Origin of the sequence: Apilactobacillus bombintestini, assembly GCF_003627035.1 — a bacterium.
In the GTDB taxonomy this organism is placed as follows: Bacteria; Bacillota; Bacilli; order Lactobacillales; family Lactobacillaceae; genus Apilactobacillus; species Apilactobacillus bombintestini.
In genome coordinates, this window is the sequence record NZ_CP032626.1 from 454616 (window position 1) to 471991 (window position 17376).

The 17376-nt window shown below is 32.4% G+C and carries 11 protein-coding genes, 1 tRNA gene and 1 other annotated feature (1 of these 13 running past the window's edge); of the genes, 9 read left to right on the forward strand and 3 right to left on the reverse strand.

The genetic code is table 11. The features are described 5' to 3' along the window. Positions 1-47 precede the first annotated feature (47 nt). From rlmD to D7I45_RS06295, 4 genes are all read left to right on the forward strand, one after another. Positions 48-1415 (forward strand): 23S rRNA (uracil(1939)-C(5))-methyltransferase RlmD, encoded by a 1368-nt coding sequence (gene rlmD / locus D7I45_RS02200; protein WP_120784150.1) that lies wholly within the window; start codon positions 48-50, stop codon positions 1413-1415. 96 nt (positions 1416-1511) lie between these two features. Continuing rightward, complete coding sequence (locus D7I45_RS02205) at positions 1512-3413, forward strand: site-specific DNA-methyltransferase (RefSeq protein ID WP_120784151.1); 1902 nt, start codon at positions 1512-1514, stop codon at positions 3411-3413. Then, positions 3414-6434 carry a restriction endonuclease gene (locus D7I45_RS02210; protein WP_120784152.1) on the forward strand — a complete coding sequence of 1007 codons (3021 nt, stop codon included), beginning with the start codon at positions 3414-3416 and terminating at the stop codon, positions 6432-6434. Positions 6435-6526: 92 nt separating this feature from the next. Then, on the forward strand, positions 6527-6814 hold the full coding sequence (locus tag D7I45_RS06295; protein WP_120784153.1) for a DUF2513 domain-containing protein: 288 nt from the start codon (positions 6527-6529) through the stop codon (positions 6812-6814). A gap of 152 nt (positions 6815-6966) precedes the next feature. Here D7I45_RS06295 and D7I45_RS02220 read toward each other — a convergent pair whose 3' ends face one another. Together D7I45_RS02220 and gntK are read right to left on the reverse strand one after the other, a co-directional pair. Beyond that, on the reverse strand, positions 6967-8295 hold the full coding sequence (locus D7I45_RS02220) for an APC family permease (protein WP_120784154.1): 1329 nt from the start codon (positions 8293-8295) through the stop codon (positions 6967-6969). 80 nt (positions 8296-8375) lie between these two features. After that, complete coding sequence (gene gntK / locus D7I45_RS02225; RefSeq protein ID WP_120784155.1) at positions 8376-9932, reverse strand: gluconokinase; 1557 nt, start codon at positions 9930-9932, stop codon at positions 8376-8378. Between the two features lie 327 nt (positions 9933-10259). On the opposite strand from gntK, the gene D7I45_RS02230 reads away from it, so the two are divergent. The 3 genes from D7I45_RS02230 (at position 10260) to D7I45_RS02240 (ending at position 12451) form a co-directional block, all read left to right on the forward strand. Next, positions 10260-10898, forward strand: coding sequence for a GH25 family lysozyme (locus D7I45_RS02230; protein ID WP_162924068.1), 639 nt, complete (start codon positions 10260-10262; stop codon positions 10896-10898). Positions 10899-10968: 70 nt separating this feature from the next. Continuing rightward, on the forward strand, positions 10969-12330 hold the full coding sequence (locus D7I45_RS02235; protein ID WP_120784157.1) for a DEAD/DEAH box helicase: 1362 nt from the start codon (positions 10969-10971) through the stop codon (positions 12328-12330). A gap of 48 nt (positions 12331-12378) precedes the next feature. After that, positions 12379-12451: transfer RNA gene (locus tag D7I45_RS02240), tRNA-Arg, on the forward strand. A 102-nt stretch (positions 12452-12553) separates the two neighbouring features. Here D7I45_RS02240 and rbsU read toward each other — a convergent pair. Next, complete coding sequence (gene rbsU / locus D7I45_RS02245; protein WP_120784158.1) at positions 12554-13435, reverse strand: ribose/proton symporter RbsU; 882 nt, start codon at positions 13433-13435, stop codon at positions 12554-12556. Between the two features lie 282 nt (positions 13436-13717). Between rbsU and D7I45_RS02250 the strand changes: the two genes are divergently transcribed. Beyond that, positions 13718-15070, forward strand: coding sequence for a gluconate:H+ symporter (locus D7I45_RS02250; RefSeq protein WP_120784159.1), 1353 nt, complete (start codon positions 13718-13720; stop codon positions 15068-15070). 428 nt (positions 15071-15498) lie between these two features. Then, the gene (locus D7I45_RS02255; RefSeq protein ID WP_120784160.1) at positions 15499-17133 is read left to right on the forward strand and encodes a peptide ABC transporter substrate-binding protein; all 1635 of its coding nucleotides are present in this window, start codon (positions 15499-15501) and stop codon (positions 17131-17133) included. A gap of 58 nt (positions 17134-17191) precedes the next feature. After that, positions 17192-17376 (forward strand) — a binding site (T-box leader) (it continues 53 nt past the right edge of the window).

Genomic DNA, 17376 nt, shown 5'->3' on the forward strand with positions numbered 1-17376 from the left:
TTTAGAAGAATACAACAGGACTTTTTTGTTTAATAAAAGGGGAAAATATGAAATTTAAAGCACCAGTTAATAAGAATGAAGAATACGAAGTTGATATTATCGACTTAACATATCAAGGTTTAGGTGTCGCTAAAATAAAGGATTATCCTTTATTTATCGAAGATACTTTACCTGGTGAAAAAGCTAAAATTAAAGTTATTAAAGTTAACCAAAATTTTGGTTTTGGAAAGTTAGAAGAATTATTAAAGAAATCTTCTGATCGTGTTGAAGATGTTAATAGAGATTACACTCGTACAGGAATTGCACCACTTCAACATTTGAAGTACGATGCGCAATTAAAATTCAAACAACACCAATTACAAGAATTGTTTGATAAATCTAAGATGGATGTAGAAGTATTGCCTACTATGGGAATGGATAATCCTACCCAATACCGTAATAAGGCACAAATTCCAGTTCGTTTAATTAATGGTAAATTACAAACTGGTTTTTACCGTAAACATTCTCATGATTTAGTTCCTATCGAAGATTTCTATATTCAAGACCCAGAAATCGATAAGGCTATCGTAGTAGTTAGAGATATTCTACGTAAATACCATATCGAACCATACAATGAAAACAAGCACAATGGTGTTATCAGAAACATTATGGTTAGAAGAGGTCACTACAGTCATCAAATGATGATTGGATTGATTACTAGAACTAAGAAATTACCTATGGTAGACATGATTGTTAAAGAAATCAAAGATGCCTTGCCAGAAGTAACTAGTATTATGCAAAACATTAATTTATCTGATGGCAACGGTTTGTTAGGTAAGAGTACAGTTCGTTTATATGGTAAGACTTACATTGAAGATGAATTATTAGGATTGAAATTTGCTATTTCCTTAAATTCATTCTATCAAGTAAACCCAGAACAAACTGAAAAACTATATTCCACTGCCATTGATAAAGCAGAATTAGACGGTACTCAAACTGTTATTGATGCATACTGTGGTATCGGTACTATTTCATTAGCTGTAGCTGAACATGCTAAACAAGTTTATGGGGTAGAAATCGTTAAAGAAGCCATTGAAGATGCTAAAATCAATGCACAAAAGAACCACATTAACAATGCCAAGTTTGTAACTGGTAGTGCAGAAGAACAAATGGAAAAATGGCAAGCACAAGGATTGAAGCCAGATGTAATTATGGTGGATCCTCCTCGTAAAGGACTTGCTGCTTCATTTATTGAAAGTGCTACTAAGGTGGCTCCTAACAAGATTGTTTACGTTTCATGTAATCCATCTACTTTAGTTAGGGATGCACGTCGTTTAGCAGAAAAAGGTTACGTAATTAATCAACCAGTTCAACCAGTTGATCAATTCCCACAAACCGTTCATGTGGAATCAGTAACTGTATTTGAAAAGAAGTAAATATTATTTATAGCTTGAGGTTAATGTCAGCTAAGGTATTTTTCTATTAATGAGAAAGTACTAACATTAATGCTTAACAGATTGGAGTAAGTTAATATGGATAGTGAAGATTATAATCCTACTACACCAAATTTTAGGACAAGAGCAGCAAAAAAAATAGCTAAAATATTTCCTGAAGTAGTAACTGACGGTAAAATTGATTTTGAGTCACTTCAAGAAAGTCTTTCACCAGATTTAGAAAAGTCTGATTATAATGAAAAATTTGAATTTACTTGGCGAGGAAAAAAGGATGCAAAAAAAATAGCTGATGCTCCTTCTAAAGACACAACATTGATACCAGATAAGAATAATTCTAAGTTTTGGAATAATACTAAAAATATTTATATTGAGGGAGATAATCTTGAAGTTCTAAAATTGTTACAGAATGGATATGGTAATAAGGTTGACTTGATTTATTTAGATCCACCTTATAATACTGGTAAAGATTTCATATACCATGACGATTTTCATAATGGATATAATGAGTATTTACAACAAACTGGTCAAAAAAATGACAATGGTGAATTCACAAGTACAAATCATGAGACAAATGGCCGTTTTCATACAGATTGGCTTAATATGATGTATCCTAGATTAAAATTAGCAAGAAAATTGTTATCAGAAAAGGGAGTTATATTTGTTAATATAAGCGATACGGAAGCATTCAACTTAAAAAAAGTTATGGATGAAATATTTGGAGAAAATAATTTCGTATCCGATATAATTTGGAATTCTACAAAATCAGTAACTAATACAGCAATAATATCTGGATCCACAACTCATACTCTCACTTATTTTAAAGATAATGACTATTTTGTGAAGAACAGAACGGATTTTCGTATTCCTGATAGTGATAAAGGATTTAGTAATCCAGATAATGATCCAAGAGGACCTTGGAAAGCAGATCCATTTCAAACTGGTGGAGAGCGTCCAAATCAACTATATGACATAGTTAATCCGAATACTGGAAAAGTATACAAACCTAATCCTGGATCATGTTGGAAGAATGATAAGAATAAATTTGATGAACTAATGTCAGATAATCGAATTGTTTTTGGTAAAAATGGCCTTTCTGGTCCACAAAGAAAAAGATTTTTATTTGAAGCTAAGGAAAGAGGAAAAGTAGTAAAAACATTATGGGATGATGTTGATACTACAACAAATGGGACAGCTAGAGTAAAAGAATTATTTGGATCGACAGTATTTTCTAATCCTAAACCGGTTAAGTTACTTGAAAGAATTATACAATTAGGGACAGATAGGGATTCTATTGTTGTTGATTTCTTTAGTGGATCAGCAACTACAGCTGAAGCTGTGTTCAATGTTAATGCAAAAGATTACGGAAACAGAAAATTTATTTTAGTTCAATTGCCGGAAAATTTAGATGTTGCACTTGATAATTCTAATAGCAATACTAGACAAATTATAAAAAATGCTATTCAATATCTTGATGATAATAATCAAAGTCATGAATTGGGTGCAATAGGTAGAGAAAGAATAAGACTTGCAGGTGAAGATATCCTATCCAGAAATGATTATAAGGATTTGGATATTGGATTTAAAACTTTTAAATTGTCAAAAACAACAATTAATCAATGGGATGAAAATCCTGAACATTTCGAAGAGCAACTTAAGTTAATTAGAAATCCATTTACTGATGCATCAACAAATAATCAAAGAGCATTGGAAATTGCAATTAAGTCTGGAATATCATTAGACATTAATCCTGAAATAAACGATGATATTTATCACTATGTGTCAGAAGATAAAGAAGTATTTATTATTTTAGGTGAATATGATATGTCATTAATAGGAAAACTAAATTCCAAAAGAAAAAAGAAAAATGCTAAGGTCGTTTTAAGAGAGATGGATGATGGTTCAGAAATTAAATTTAATTTAATAGAGTTATTGAAGCAGAGTCCAGAGTTAAACGATCACTTCAGTTTGGAGTGGATTTAAATGCAAATTAATTATGAAAAATTAAATTATCAAGAAAAAGCAGTTAAGGCAGTTATTAACACTTTATCTGGATATGATAATACTTTGAATGAAATTATTACTGACCCAGTATTGTTAGATAGTTCGGTAAAAAAAACTTTATTAAATGTTAACGGAAAATATCCTGGAAATGATTATTTATCACCATTTCCACAATTTAATATTGAAATGGAAACGGGAACTGGAAAGACAATGGTATATCTTCAAACAATTATGGCGCTTCATAAAAGATTTGGAGAAAATAAATTTATTATTGTTGTACCTAGTAGAGCAATTAAAACGGGTGTTCAAGACAATCTTCGAAAGCTTAGAAATTATTTGAGCGATATATTCAATACAGATAAATATCAATATTTTGTGTATAATTCAAAGAAAATTGGTGATTTACAAAATTTTGAAGACAATAGCTTTCAGATTATGTTAACTACTATTCAAGCATTTAATAAGGATACTAATATCATTAATCAAGAATATAATGAAGGCTTTTTTGGTGGTCGCCCACTTGATCAAATTACCGATTCAAATCCTATTGTGATTATTGATGAACCACAGTCTGTTGATAGTGCCAAAGCTGGAAAAAAGGCGATTTCTTCATTAAATCCTAAGATAGTACTTCGTTATTCTGCAACGCATAAAGAAAAACAGTATCCATTGTTATATGAGTTTGGACCAGTTGATGCATATAAAGAACATATGGTTAAACATATTGAAACTCTAGGAACAGAGGTTAATACTGATGGGAATATTCCTATTGTTGAATTAAGTGAAAATCCAGAAATTAAAAATGGAAAACTTGTAGCTAGAGTATTAGCATACAAATCAAGTAATGATGATTTTTTCAAGAAAATTGTTACTTTAAAAAAAGGTGATTCGCTGGCAAAAAAAACGCATAACTCACTATATAATAAATTTGGATTAGTAAGTGAAATTAATATTACTGAATCATTTGTGAAATTTGAAAATGGTTATAAAGCGGAATTAGGTTCTTTAGAAGGAGAATTTGAAATTTGGGTAACTGCTCAAATGAAAGCGTTGATTAGGGATCATATTGATAGAGAATTAAAAATGCAGAGAAAAGGTATAAAGGTTTTATCATTAATTTTCTTAGATAAAGTGAAAAATTATCGTGTTTATACTAATGATGGTCCAAAAAATGGAAAGTATGCTAAATTATTTGAAAGATTGTACACGGAAGTGTTACATAGTAATCCGAAATATAAAAAATTAAACGATTATAATGTTCCAGTATCTGAAGTTCATGACGGATATTTTGCTAAAGATAAGGCAACAAAAAACAAGCCAGAAATCTATCGTGATTCTAGAGGAAATGGCGATACAATAAGAGATGAATCAGCATATAACGTTATTATGGCTGATAAAGAAGGATTGCTTACTCAATATGTTCCAGGTAAATCAGAAACTAATACGAAAGCTGCTAAATTACGTTTTATTTTTAGTCACTCTGCATTAAAAGAAGGATGGGATAATCCCAATGTTTTTCAAATTTTAACAATTGCATCACCAAAAAATGATTTAGCACGTCGACAAAAGATAGGACGTGGTCTAAGAATTCCAGTTAACCAAAATGGTGAAAGAGTTTATGATGATGAACAGAATGTAGTTACCATTTATGCTAATGAGACATTTGAGCAATTTGCAGATGGACTTCAAAAGGAATATGCAAAGAGTGGTTTATTAAAGGACAAAATTAATGGAGACTTTTTTGCTAACTTGGTTGTGCAAAAAAATCATAATGTTAATACTAATGATTATGATGAAAAAAATATTAGTGATGATAATCATGATTCGTTTAGTGATGAAAATCAAAATACTGATATTACTACTCAAGTTTCAAAGAAAGAATCTAAAAATTTTGTCAATATATTAAAAGAAGAAAATGTTATTAGTAGTGATGGAAAGCCTATATTTAGTGGGATAAAAAAATTATCTTCACCTGATACAAAAAAACATTTCATAAAAAAAGCTAAAGAAGTTGGATTAGATTCACAAGCAACTAGTGCAATGATTAATAAAATAACCATTCAGTTTGATGTTCCAGAACCAAGAAATCGTAGAAATAGAAAAGAAGTAAATATTACCAATAAAAATAATCCATATCTAAATGATTTGTGGAATAAAATTGCACACAAAGTTAATTATCGAGTTAAATTTGATGAAGATAATTTAATAAATGACATAGTAAATGGAAATAATCCACTATCTGAAATTCAGTTAAAAAAAATGACAGCCATACAAACGCGTGCCAGAGTTAATCTAAAGGAAAATAAAGTAGACAATAGAATGTTAAATCAAAATACGGAACATCTTGTTTGGAATAAGCTTCCTATTGTTAATGTTATTAAACAAATAGCGGATCAATCTGGTATAACAAAGAATGCGGTTGCAACTATAATTTTAGAAACGCAGAAAAAAGATAATAGTTTCATTGACAAAATTAAAATGAATCCAGCATTATTTCAAAAACGTGCATTAAACAACATTAAGGGTCATCAACGAAAATTATTAAACAAATCATTGGTATATGTAAGGAATGGAAAAACCTGGTCTAAGGACTTGTTACATTCCTTTAGTGCGTCTGAGAACACATTGTGGAAAGTACCAGATCGTGGATTAAAGAAGACATTATTTGAGAAAATTGCTACACAATCAGAAGAAGAAAACAAATTTGCTGAATCATTAGTTAATGAGAAGAAAATAAAATATTTTTTGAAATTACCAAGTTGGTTTAAAATTCCAACGCCTTTTGGAAATTATAATCCTGATTGGGCAATTCTTGCTGAAAGAGATGGGTCAGAGAGACTTTATTTCATAGTTGATACAAAAACAACTTCAGAAATGAGTGACCTTAGAGAAAAAGAACAGGATAGAATTCGTGCAGGTAGACAGGCATACAGTAAAGAAGTATTTAATGATGTTGATTTTGAAGCTCCAGTAAAAGTTGTTGGAGATCTTGATATATAGTTTTTCATTAAAGGAAATGATACTTTGAAATTAGATTACGATTTGATTAGGCTTGTTCTCTTAGAAATTGAAAAGTCTAATAATAATAAAATATTCATAAGCATGGGGATTATTCAAGGGATGAAGTAGTAAATGTAATTGAACAGTTAAGTAAGAATAATCTCATAACTGGAAATATTTTATGGGGAAGTAACAAGCCTGTAAAAATTTTTCCTGGACAATTAACTATGGATGGACAAGATTTTTTGAATAAAATTAGGGATAATAATGCTTGGAAAAAAATAAAAAAATGTTTATATACCATACCAAATTTTTCACTGAAAATTTTGGAAAATGTAGCAGCAAGGACAATCTCAAATGAAATTCATAGATACTATTAAAATGTATTTAATTGTGCTTTGTATAGTAAAAACAAGCGCATATTTAACATTTTAAACAATTTATGGAACAATTACTCATGAATATGCTAAAACGTCTTAAAACTGAATTTTATACTAAAAAAAGCATTCGACTAAAATCGAATGCTTTTTAATTATGCTCTATGTTTCAAATGTCTTTGCTGTAAGTAGTAAACCGGAATTCCAATTAAAGTAAGTAGAATTCCAATTAATGCTAGATTAGTTTGGGTTAGTAAGGTTTCAATAAGAATAAAGATACCACCTACTAAAGCTACAATAGGTACAACAGGGTACCAAGGAACTTTGTAAGGTCTGATCATATCAGGTTCTTGGAAACGTAGTTTAAATACTGCAATAAATAGTAGACAGTTAAAAATCCACATAACGAATACTAACATATCAGTTAATAAATCAAAACTACCAGCCATAATCATTAAGATAGCAATTACTAATTGGAAAATACCTGAAGTATATGGAACGGCGGTTTTTTTAGATAATTTAGTAAACCATGAGCTAAATGGAAGAGATTTACTTTTTCCCATAGCATATGGAATACGCATACCACTTAATGTATAACCATTTAAGGATCCATAGACAGAAACTAAAATACCGATAGTAACTAATTTACCACCGAATTCACCAAATAATTTAATGGCAGCTTCGGAAGCAGTATTTTGGTTTCCGGCAATGTGTTCTAGTGGAAGAGTCTTTAAGAAAGCGATATTTACTAGGGTGTAGATAATCATAATTAAACTTAGACCAATGATAATGGCTTTAGGTAAGTTCTTCTTAGGATTCTTAATTTCACCCGCAACATCACAAACACCAATCCATCCATCATAAGCAAACATAGTAGCAAGTAATCCAGAACCAAAAGCAGTCCAAAGATTAGCGTGGTTGCTAGGGGAGATAGGTAGAAATGATACGTGTACGGCTCCCGGAATAAATAAACCAAAAATAGCGATTAAAAAGATTGGAATTAATTTGCAAATTAATGCGATAGTTTGTACATTTCCACTAACTTTAGATCCTAGGAAATTAATAGCTAATACACTTAGTGCAACGAATACAGCCATGTAATTTAAAATTCCTGGATTTAAATGAAATAGATTAATTAATTGAGTGGAAAAAATGATAGCTTCTGCGGCGATATTGGCAGGATAGTAAACCAATATTTGTGCCCAACCCATGGAAAAACCAGTTAATGGACCGTATGTGTAGTCCAAATATTTAATGGCACCACCGGTTTTAGGAATTGCAGCAGCTAATTCAGAAACAGTTAAACCGGCACAGATAGTAAGTAGTCCCCCGACAATCCATGCGAGTACTGTTAGAGTAAATGAATGGGTACTGTTTACAACACTAGCTGTTTTGAAGAATACACCCGCACCAATTACGGTTCCCATAACAGTAGAAAGTGCTGCCATCATACCAATACCACGTTTTAATTCATTCTCTTGCATGTGGTAATCCTCCTAGAATATTGGTAAATAATAAAAAAGGCTGGAAACAAGATCCAACCTTTTTTAATAATAATTAATTATTATTTTTCTGTTTCACTCTTTGAGCGGTCATGCTTACGTTGGAATTCAGCAATGTTCTTGTATTCAGTTTGAAGTTGACGACTCAAACGAATGTAAATTGGTGCTAATTCACGGTAAGCTTTGTAGTTGTTAGGGTTTGGCTTGTGGGCATTAGTTACTCCTACGAAGTCTTCAACCTTTTCCAAGTTATCGATGATACCTAGTGAGTACATACCTAATGTAGCAGCACCTAAAGCAGTACCTTCGAAACTTTCTGGAATGTTAACATCTTGTTCAAAGATATCAGCAAGCATTTGACGCCATAGTTCTGAACGAGCAAAACCACCAGTAGCTTGAATGCTTGTTGGTTTACCAACTACTTCTTCTAGAGCAAGACTAACAGTGTATAGGTTAAATACGATTCCTTCTAGTGCAGCTCTAATCATGTGTGCACGAGTGTGAATTCTAGTTAAACCGAAGAATGATCCACGAGCGTTAGCATCCCATATAGGAGCACGTTCACCACCTAAGAATGGGTGGAATAATAGACCATCTGAACCAGCGGGTACTTGTGAAGCAATTTGAGTTAATAGGTCATAAGCATCCATGTTCATTTGTTCAGCAGTAACTTTTTCAGGGGCACATAGTTGGTCTCTTACCCAACGGAAGACGATACCACCGTTGTTTACAGGACCACCAACAACCCATTTGTCTTTAGCTAAGTAGTAGCAGAAGACACGACCTTTAGGATCGATAACTGGTTTGTCAGTAACAACACGAACGGCACCTGAAGTACCAATTGTAACGGCTAGAACACCAGGTTTAATAGCGTTAACACCTAGGTTGGCTAAAGGACCATCAGATGAACCAATAACGAATGGGGTGTTAGGATCAATACCAATTACGTTAGCATATGATTTGTTTAAACCTTTGAATTGGTAAGTAGTGTCAACTAATTCAGGAAGTTGGTCACGAGAAACACCAGTTAATTTAAGAGCTTCTTCGTCCCAATCCATCTTGAAGATGTTGAACATACCAGTAGCGTTGGCAATTGAGTAATCTTCTTTCAATTCACCGAATAATTTGTAAAGAATGTATTCCTTGATACCAACAAAGTAACTAGCCTTGTCGTAAATATCTTTCTTTTCATTCTTTAACCACATTAACTTAGTTAATGGAGTCATAGGGTGAACTGGAGTACCAGTCTTTTCGTATAATTCTTTAGCTTTACCGGATTCTTTTAGTTGATCTGCGTAGTCAACGGCACGGTTATCAGCCCATGTAATAGCACGGGTTAATGGTTTGTGGTTTTCATCAAGTAAAATCAAACTGTGCATAGCACATGAGAATGAAATACCCTTTAAAGTTCCATTTTTAAGGTCAGCTTTTCTTAATACTTCAGTAAGACCTGCGATCATAGCAGAGAAGATTTCTTCTGGATCTTCTTCAGCCATATCTGGAGTGTCTTGATATAAAGGATAACCATCGTTTGAGTATCCTTTAACTTGTCCATCGGTATCGTACAAAACGGTTTTAACACTTGTTGTACCAATATCCACACCAATGATGTAGTTCATAATATAACTTCCTTTCGATAAAAAGAGAAACTCATTTTTATTTTCAATAATGTAAACTATTATAATAAACTCAATATAAAAAGTCATTAATAAATTATTTAGTTACCGCTTTCATTATATTGAAAACGGCTTAGCTATTCAAGTGTTTTAATATGTTTTGTAGTAATTTTTCCTTATTATGATTATAATAATTATAATTGATGAAGGGGTGATTATATGGATACAAGGATGTCTTTGTATCATCAACAAAATACTCCGCATAATCGCCATTTCAACTTTTGGCGAAAATATAAGTGGTTAATAGTATCGTTATTAATATTATGTAGTTTGATAGGTTCTTATTTTGGATACCAAAGTTATCAAAATTATTTAATTGATCAATATGAAGTAAAAGGAATTATGATTAGCCAATCGGATGCTTATATCGATTTTGTGAGTTTGGCAAATAGTGGACAGAAATTTGTATACATTAGAGCAAGTCAGGGAGCTACATATACAGATGATGACTTTTCTGATAATTTCCAACGTAGTCAGGGCTCTGGATTACAAGTAGGTTCCTATCATATATTTAGTACACAAAGCAGTGTGCATGATCAGCTAAAAAATTTCACTAAGGAAGTAGGTAGCGATTATGGGACCTTACCTCCTATGGTGGTAGTACGAGATGATTTATCCAAAAAGCAGATTCAACAATTGTCAGATTTTATTTATCGTTTGCACCATTATTATGATACTGATGTGATGGTTCGTTCTGATTATGATACGTTTAAACAATTGAATCCATCGATAATGCATAATGTACAGTATTTTAGTCCGGATGAAGATAATAAAAAGGCTAATTTTATCGAAGTTAAAAAATATCGCAATATCAACATTGATGGTAGTGATATTTTAGTTAATCAAGTGGCCTTTAATGGAAATAAAACTGGTTGGCAACGCTACTTATTGAAAAACCAAGATCGTTGATAGCTATGAAATTGACCCAATGTTTTGGTAAAATTATAGATAGTTAGTCGATTATAAATAGGGGAATATTATGATAGAACAGTTCGAAAAATATTTTAAAAAATTGGGATATACTAAACAGACATTAATACAGTTGCGAGTTTATCCATTAATTAAGCAACAAGAAAGTGTCTTAGGTTTATCACCTACTGGTTCTGGTAAAACGGTAGCATTTTTAATACCTAGTATTGAAAATTTGGAACCAGGAGCAGGTTCACAATTATTAATTATTGAACCATCACAAGAACTAGCTATTCAAACTTCTAAGGTAGCTCGTAATTGGGCTAATTTAAGAGGGATGAAAACTCTAGCACTTACTGGTGGTGCCAATATTAAAAGACAAATGGAACGCTTGAAAAAGCATCCTGAAATTATTGTAGGTACTGCCGGACGTATTAAAAATCTAATTGATGATAAAAAGTTAAAAACACATTGGTTTAAAACTTTAATTATTGATGAAGCGGATGATTTATTACAAGGTGAAACTTTAACTACCGTTCGTGAAATTACTGATGATTTATTATCAGATATTCAATTGGAATTCTTCTCAGCTACTTCTACACCTATTCTAGATGAATTAAGTTACTGGTTTGGTAACCGTGACATTAAGAAAGTAGATGTCCGAGCAGAAGATAATACGCAGGGACATGTAGAACATGGCATGATGAATGTTTTAAGACGAAATAGAAATAAAATGCTATCTCGTTTACAACATGTTGCTGGTTTTAAAGCACTAGTATTCTTTAATCAAACCGTAGATTTAAACAAAACCTACAGTTACTTCATGCATAATCACTATAATGGTGTAGCTAAATTAACTAGTGATCAAAATCAAACTAAACGCCAAAAGGCAATGAATGACTTTCGTTTAGGACGAGTTAAGTTATTGCTTACCACAGACGTAGCTGCTAGAGGTTTGGATATCGCTAAATTGCCTGCTGTAGTTAATTATGATTTACCGGACGAAGATATTGAATATGTTCACCGAGTAGGTCGTACTGGACGTATGGGTGAAGATGGCTTGGTTATTAATTTTGGAGATGACCATGATCTTCGTGATTTACGTAATAATATATTAAAAGATTACGATTATGATTTTCAAAATATCTATTTCTACAAAAATCAACTAGTGCATAATATACCTGAAGGTGCACAACAAGCTGAAAAGAAGCCTGAAAGCAAGAAAACAGGTAAGCGAAATAATTCTCATGCAAAGGCAGCTAACCATAAGAAATCAACTGCTAAGAAAACTAATAGCGGTAAGTTTATTTCTAATGCTAAGCCTAAGAAGAAAAAACGTGGGAAGAAAAAACGTGGGAAGAAAAACAAGCATACTAAGAATAAAGGGATGCGTCATAAGTGGAATAAACAAGATTCCGCTGGCAGAAAGTAACTTTACATTATTAATTTAAAATGCGACAATATTATCTGTCGTATTTATGGCCTCATAGCACAACTGGATAGGGCGACCGCCTCCTAAGCGGCTGATCTCGGTTCGACTCCGAGTGAGGTCATATAAAAAGCCACCTAGTAGTTCTAGGTGGCTTTTCTTAATTATTAAGAAGACAAATAAAAAAGCATTAAGTTTAAGATACTTAATGCTTTTTTATTATTTATTAGTGTAAGAATGCGGTAACAGTTGCCGCAGCGATTATTAAGAATAATCCAAGAATAGTAATGAATAATTCTTTCTTAGTTTTACTTTGATGTAAGAAGTAGATACTGGTTAGAGTAGCTAACACAACAGAAGTTTGTGATAACACGAAACCAGTTGCTAATCCGTTCATATCAGGTTGTGCTGAAATCAAGTAAGTTAGAGCAGCAAACGCAAAGAAGAAACCAGAAATGATTTGTAGATATGATGATTTAACTGCAAAAACATTGTTTTCTTTGATATGAAGTAAGCAATAGATTACAGCTACTAAGAACATTCCTAATGCTTGTGGGAAGAAGGCATGCATACCATCAAGATGAGCTTCTTGAGGAGCAGCAGAATATGCCCAGTAACCAATAACACCGATTACTAACAATCCTACGGCTTTCTTCAAGTCGTCAGAACCTTTAGTATCCTTATGTTCTTGCCAAGCAGTCATAGTAGCACCAACGATAATTACTAATAAAGCTACAAAACCAATAATACGGTGAAGTGGGTTTTGCCAGTTACCTAGAGCAAAAACGCCCCATAAGGCAGTGACAATTAATTGTAGTGCAGTAGTGATTGGCATTACTCTGGATGAACCAATTAATTCAAAGGCTTTAAATGACATAATTTGTCCAAATGCCCAACCTGCACCTGATATCAAGGCTAAAATAAATTTAATACCTGTCGGAATGGAATAACCTGAAATTAAAATAAAAATAGCTGAGAAAATAAGGGTACCCAATGTGGATCCATAAATTTGGTTAGTTGGTTTACCTCCAAATAATGAAGCGATAGTAGGATATAAACCCCAACCTAATAGTGGACCAAGTCCGACTAATAATGCAATAGCGTTCAAAGCGTGTCCTCCTTACGTAAAAAATATCTTATAACTACCAATTTACCACATGTTAGCAATAATGTAGTAAAAATTGTAACGATTTCTTAGAAATTTTTTCGAAATTAGGTATTAAAATACCCAAAATAATATAACATATTTAAGAAGTTTTGTAGATAAAAAAATTTTTAAAAAAATAGTTTCCTTTTTTGAGAAGGTTATGGTATATTATATTCACAGAAATATAAAAGCGCTTTCATAAGCGCGTTAAACCCATTTTTAAATGAAAGAGAGGTATATGATATGCCATTTGTTGTTTTGTTACTTGGAATCTTATTGCTATTATTCCTTATTATTAAATGCAAGTTGAACACATTTATTTCATTAATCGTTACATCGGTTTTAGTTGCACTAGGTTTGGGGATGAACCCAGCTAGTATCGCCACTTCCATTAAAGCTGGTATCGGAAGCTCACTAGGTGAGTTAGTTATCGTTTTTGGTTTTGGTGCTATGATTGGACGTTTAGTGTCTGATGCAGGTGGATCATACCGTATCGCTAGAACTTTAATTGATTTATTTGGAAAACGTAAATTACAATTTGCTATTGTAGCTGCTTCATTTATCATCGGAATGTCACTATTCTTTGAAGTAGGACTAGTTCTATTAACTCCAATTGTTTTTGCGGTAGCTCTAGAAGCTGATGTACCATTTGTTTACTTAGGAATTCCAATGGCTGCAGCTTTATCCGCAACTCAAGGATTCTTACCACCACAACCAGCTCCAACTGCAGTTGCTTCTGCATTAGGTGCTAACATTGGTCAAAACCTATTATTAGGTATTATCGTAGCTATCCCATGTGTTATCGTAGCCGGACCACTTTTCACTATTTTGGCAAGAAAATTTGCTCCAGAAGCATTCGTAGTAAAGAAATCACTACCAGCTTTTGGTGAAATGAAGAAATACGACTTAAAAGACACTCCTAGTTTTGGTTTAGCAGCTTTCACATCATTACTACCTGTAATCTTGATGGCAATTTCTACTGTTTACGACATGGTTGTAAATGGTGGAAAGACTGTAGCAAACCCTCATGGTATTACTGCTATAGTTTCCATGTTTGGTAACCCAGTTATTGCCATGATTGTTACTTTACTATTCGCAGTTTGGTCAATGGGCTTCAGTCGTGGGAAAACTATGGATGACATTACTAAGACAGTTACAGAAGCTATTAAATCCATCTCCATGCTACTAATGGTTATCGGTGGTGGATCTGCCTTCAAACAAGTATTAATTGATGGTGGAGTAGGTAAAGCTGTGCAAGATGTTATGTCTCACGCTAGCTTATCACCAATCATTCTTGCATGGGTAATCACTGTTATCCTTCGTGTGTCACTAGGTTCAGCTACTGTAGCTGGAATGACTGCTTCAGGTTTAGTAACTCCATTGATGCAATCAATGAGTGTTAGTCCAGTATTAATGGCATTGGCTATCGGTGCCGGATCTCTTGCAGCTTCACACGTTAACGATGCTGGTTTCTGGATGTTTAAAGAATACTTTGACTTAGACATCAAACAAACTCTAAAGATTTGGACAAGTTTGGAAACTGTTATCTCAGTAGTAGGTTTACTAATGGTATTACTACTAAGCTTATTCATCTAACAAAAATAAAAATATAATTTAATAGATATGAATTAGACAACTATTTCTTTAAAAAGATTTGGTTGTCTAATTTTTTAGTTAATATATAGTAGAAAAAAGTAAAAATAGATAATATAAATATTTAAATTAAAAAATAATTAGAGTTAATCATTGACTTCTCATTTTATTACATGTATTATTCAGTTAATCAATCTAGTACGAAAGAAGGTTATCCATTTGAATAACGTATTTTTAATTTCATGTTGTTGTCAAACTGTCGTTAGCACAAATGTGGTAACCTTTTTAGGCGTGTAACTCGAGATAGTTTGACAGAAATTAATAAAAATTGAGTTATACGAATAAGAGACCACTGTTTGAGGCTAACGTTTGTTAGCCTTAGGCAGTGGTCTTTTTCTTTTGATTGATATATATAAATTAGGAGTGACAATATGAAGAAGTTATTAGCAGTATCATCCATGACAATTCTATTAGGAACTGTGTTAGCAGCTTGTGGAAATAATTCCAACAATGATGCCAAAACTCAAACCTTAAATTTATCAGCAACTTCACAATTAAGTACTTTAGACGTTTCTACATCAACTGGTTACGGATCTACTGGAAATGCATTTAGTAGTTTTTATAAATTAGGAGATAAAGGTAAGCCAATTCCTGATTTAGCTAAAAGTGCTAAGACCAGCAAGGATGGAAAAACTTGGACATTTCACTTAAGAAAAGCTAAATGGAGCGATGGAAAAGACATCACAGCCAATGATTTTGTTTATTCTTGGCGTCGAACAGTCATGCCTAAAACTAAAGCAGGTTATGCATACTTATTTAATAATGTGGAAAATGGGGAAGCAATTAGTAACGGTCAAATGAGTCCTAATAAATTAGGAATTCATGCTTTAAATAAGCAGACAGTACAGATTAAATTAAATCGTCCTATTGCTTACTTTAAGACATTAATGGCTTATCCATTATTTGGTCCTCAATCCCAAGCTGCGGTTAATAAATATGGGGATAAGTACGGAACTAATTCAAAGTATATGGTTTATTCCGGTCCATTTTCTATTGAAGGTTGGAATGGCACTAACGATAAGTGGTCATATGTAAAAAACAATAATTATTGGGATGCTAAAAATATTAAGTTACGAAAGATAAATTATACGGTGGTAGCAAATCCTACAACAAGTTTGAATTTATATAATCAAGGAAAAATTGATGTAACTGCATTATCTTCGGAACAACTAAAAAACTATAAAACTAATCCAGAAATGCATGATTATTCATACTCCATGACTACTTTCTTACGTTATAACTTTAAAGATCCAGATGAACAAAATCGAAAGATTATTAATAATCTAAACATTCGTAAAGCAATTTCTCTAGCTATTGATAGAAACCAATTAAACGAAAGTATTCTTGGCTTTAACACTAAAAAGATTACTGGATTTGTACCTTTTGGATTAGCTAATGATCCTAAAACAGGTAAAGATTTTGCTGACCAACAAGGTGATAATAATTCACTAGCTTACAACAAAAAGTTAGCAAAACAATATTATGAAAAAGGCTTAAAAGAATTAGGAATTAAGCATGTCTCATTAACTTTAATGGGGGCAGATGATGATGCAAATACTTCCGTGGCTACACAATATTTGAAATCACAGTTAGAATCAGTTCTTCCAGGATTTTCATTGAATCTAAGAACTATTCCAGGTAAATTAGCAACACAAAATCTAAACAAAGGAAACTTTGATATTGCACTATCATCATGGGGTGGAGATTTTAAAGATCCTATTACATTCCTACAAATTCCTGAAAGAAATACACCATATAACTTTGGTAACTATAATGATAGTAAGTACAATGAATTGTTAAAGAAGGCAGCTACAACTGATGCTAATGATGCTAACAAACGTTGGCAAGATTTAATTAATGCCAGCAAGGAATTAAATGACAATCAAGGAATCTCTCCTTTATACCAAGTTAGAACTTACTATCTACAAAAGAGTAATGTTAAAGATATTATTCATAACTCTGCTGGTCCACAATGGAATTACACAAGAACATTTATTAAAAAATAATGAGAAAATGTGTTGACTTTTCTAATAAACTCTCTATAATAATAAACAATTAGATAAGTAAATAGCGATTATAAGAACAACTAATCAGAATTATTTTAAGAGAGTGTTGGTTTGGTGTGACAGCATAATAAAACTGATAGAAAGTTATCATTCTTTAGCTAGCCCACTGAAATTATAGTAAGTGGCGCCGGTAGCAACCGTTAAGTTGACAGCGTATCAATTTTTATTTGTACGTAGAGGACA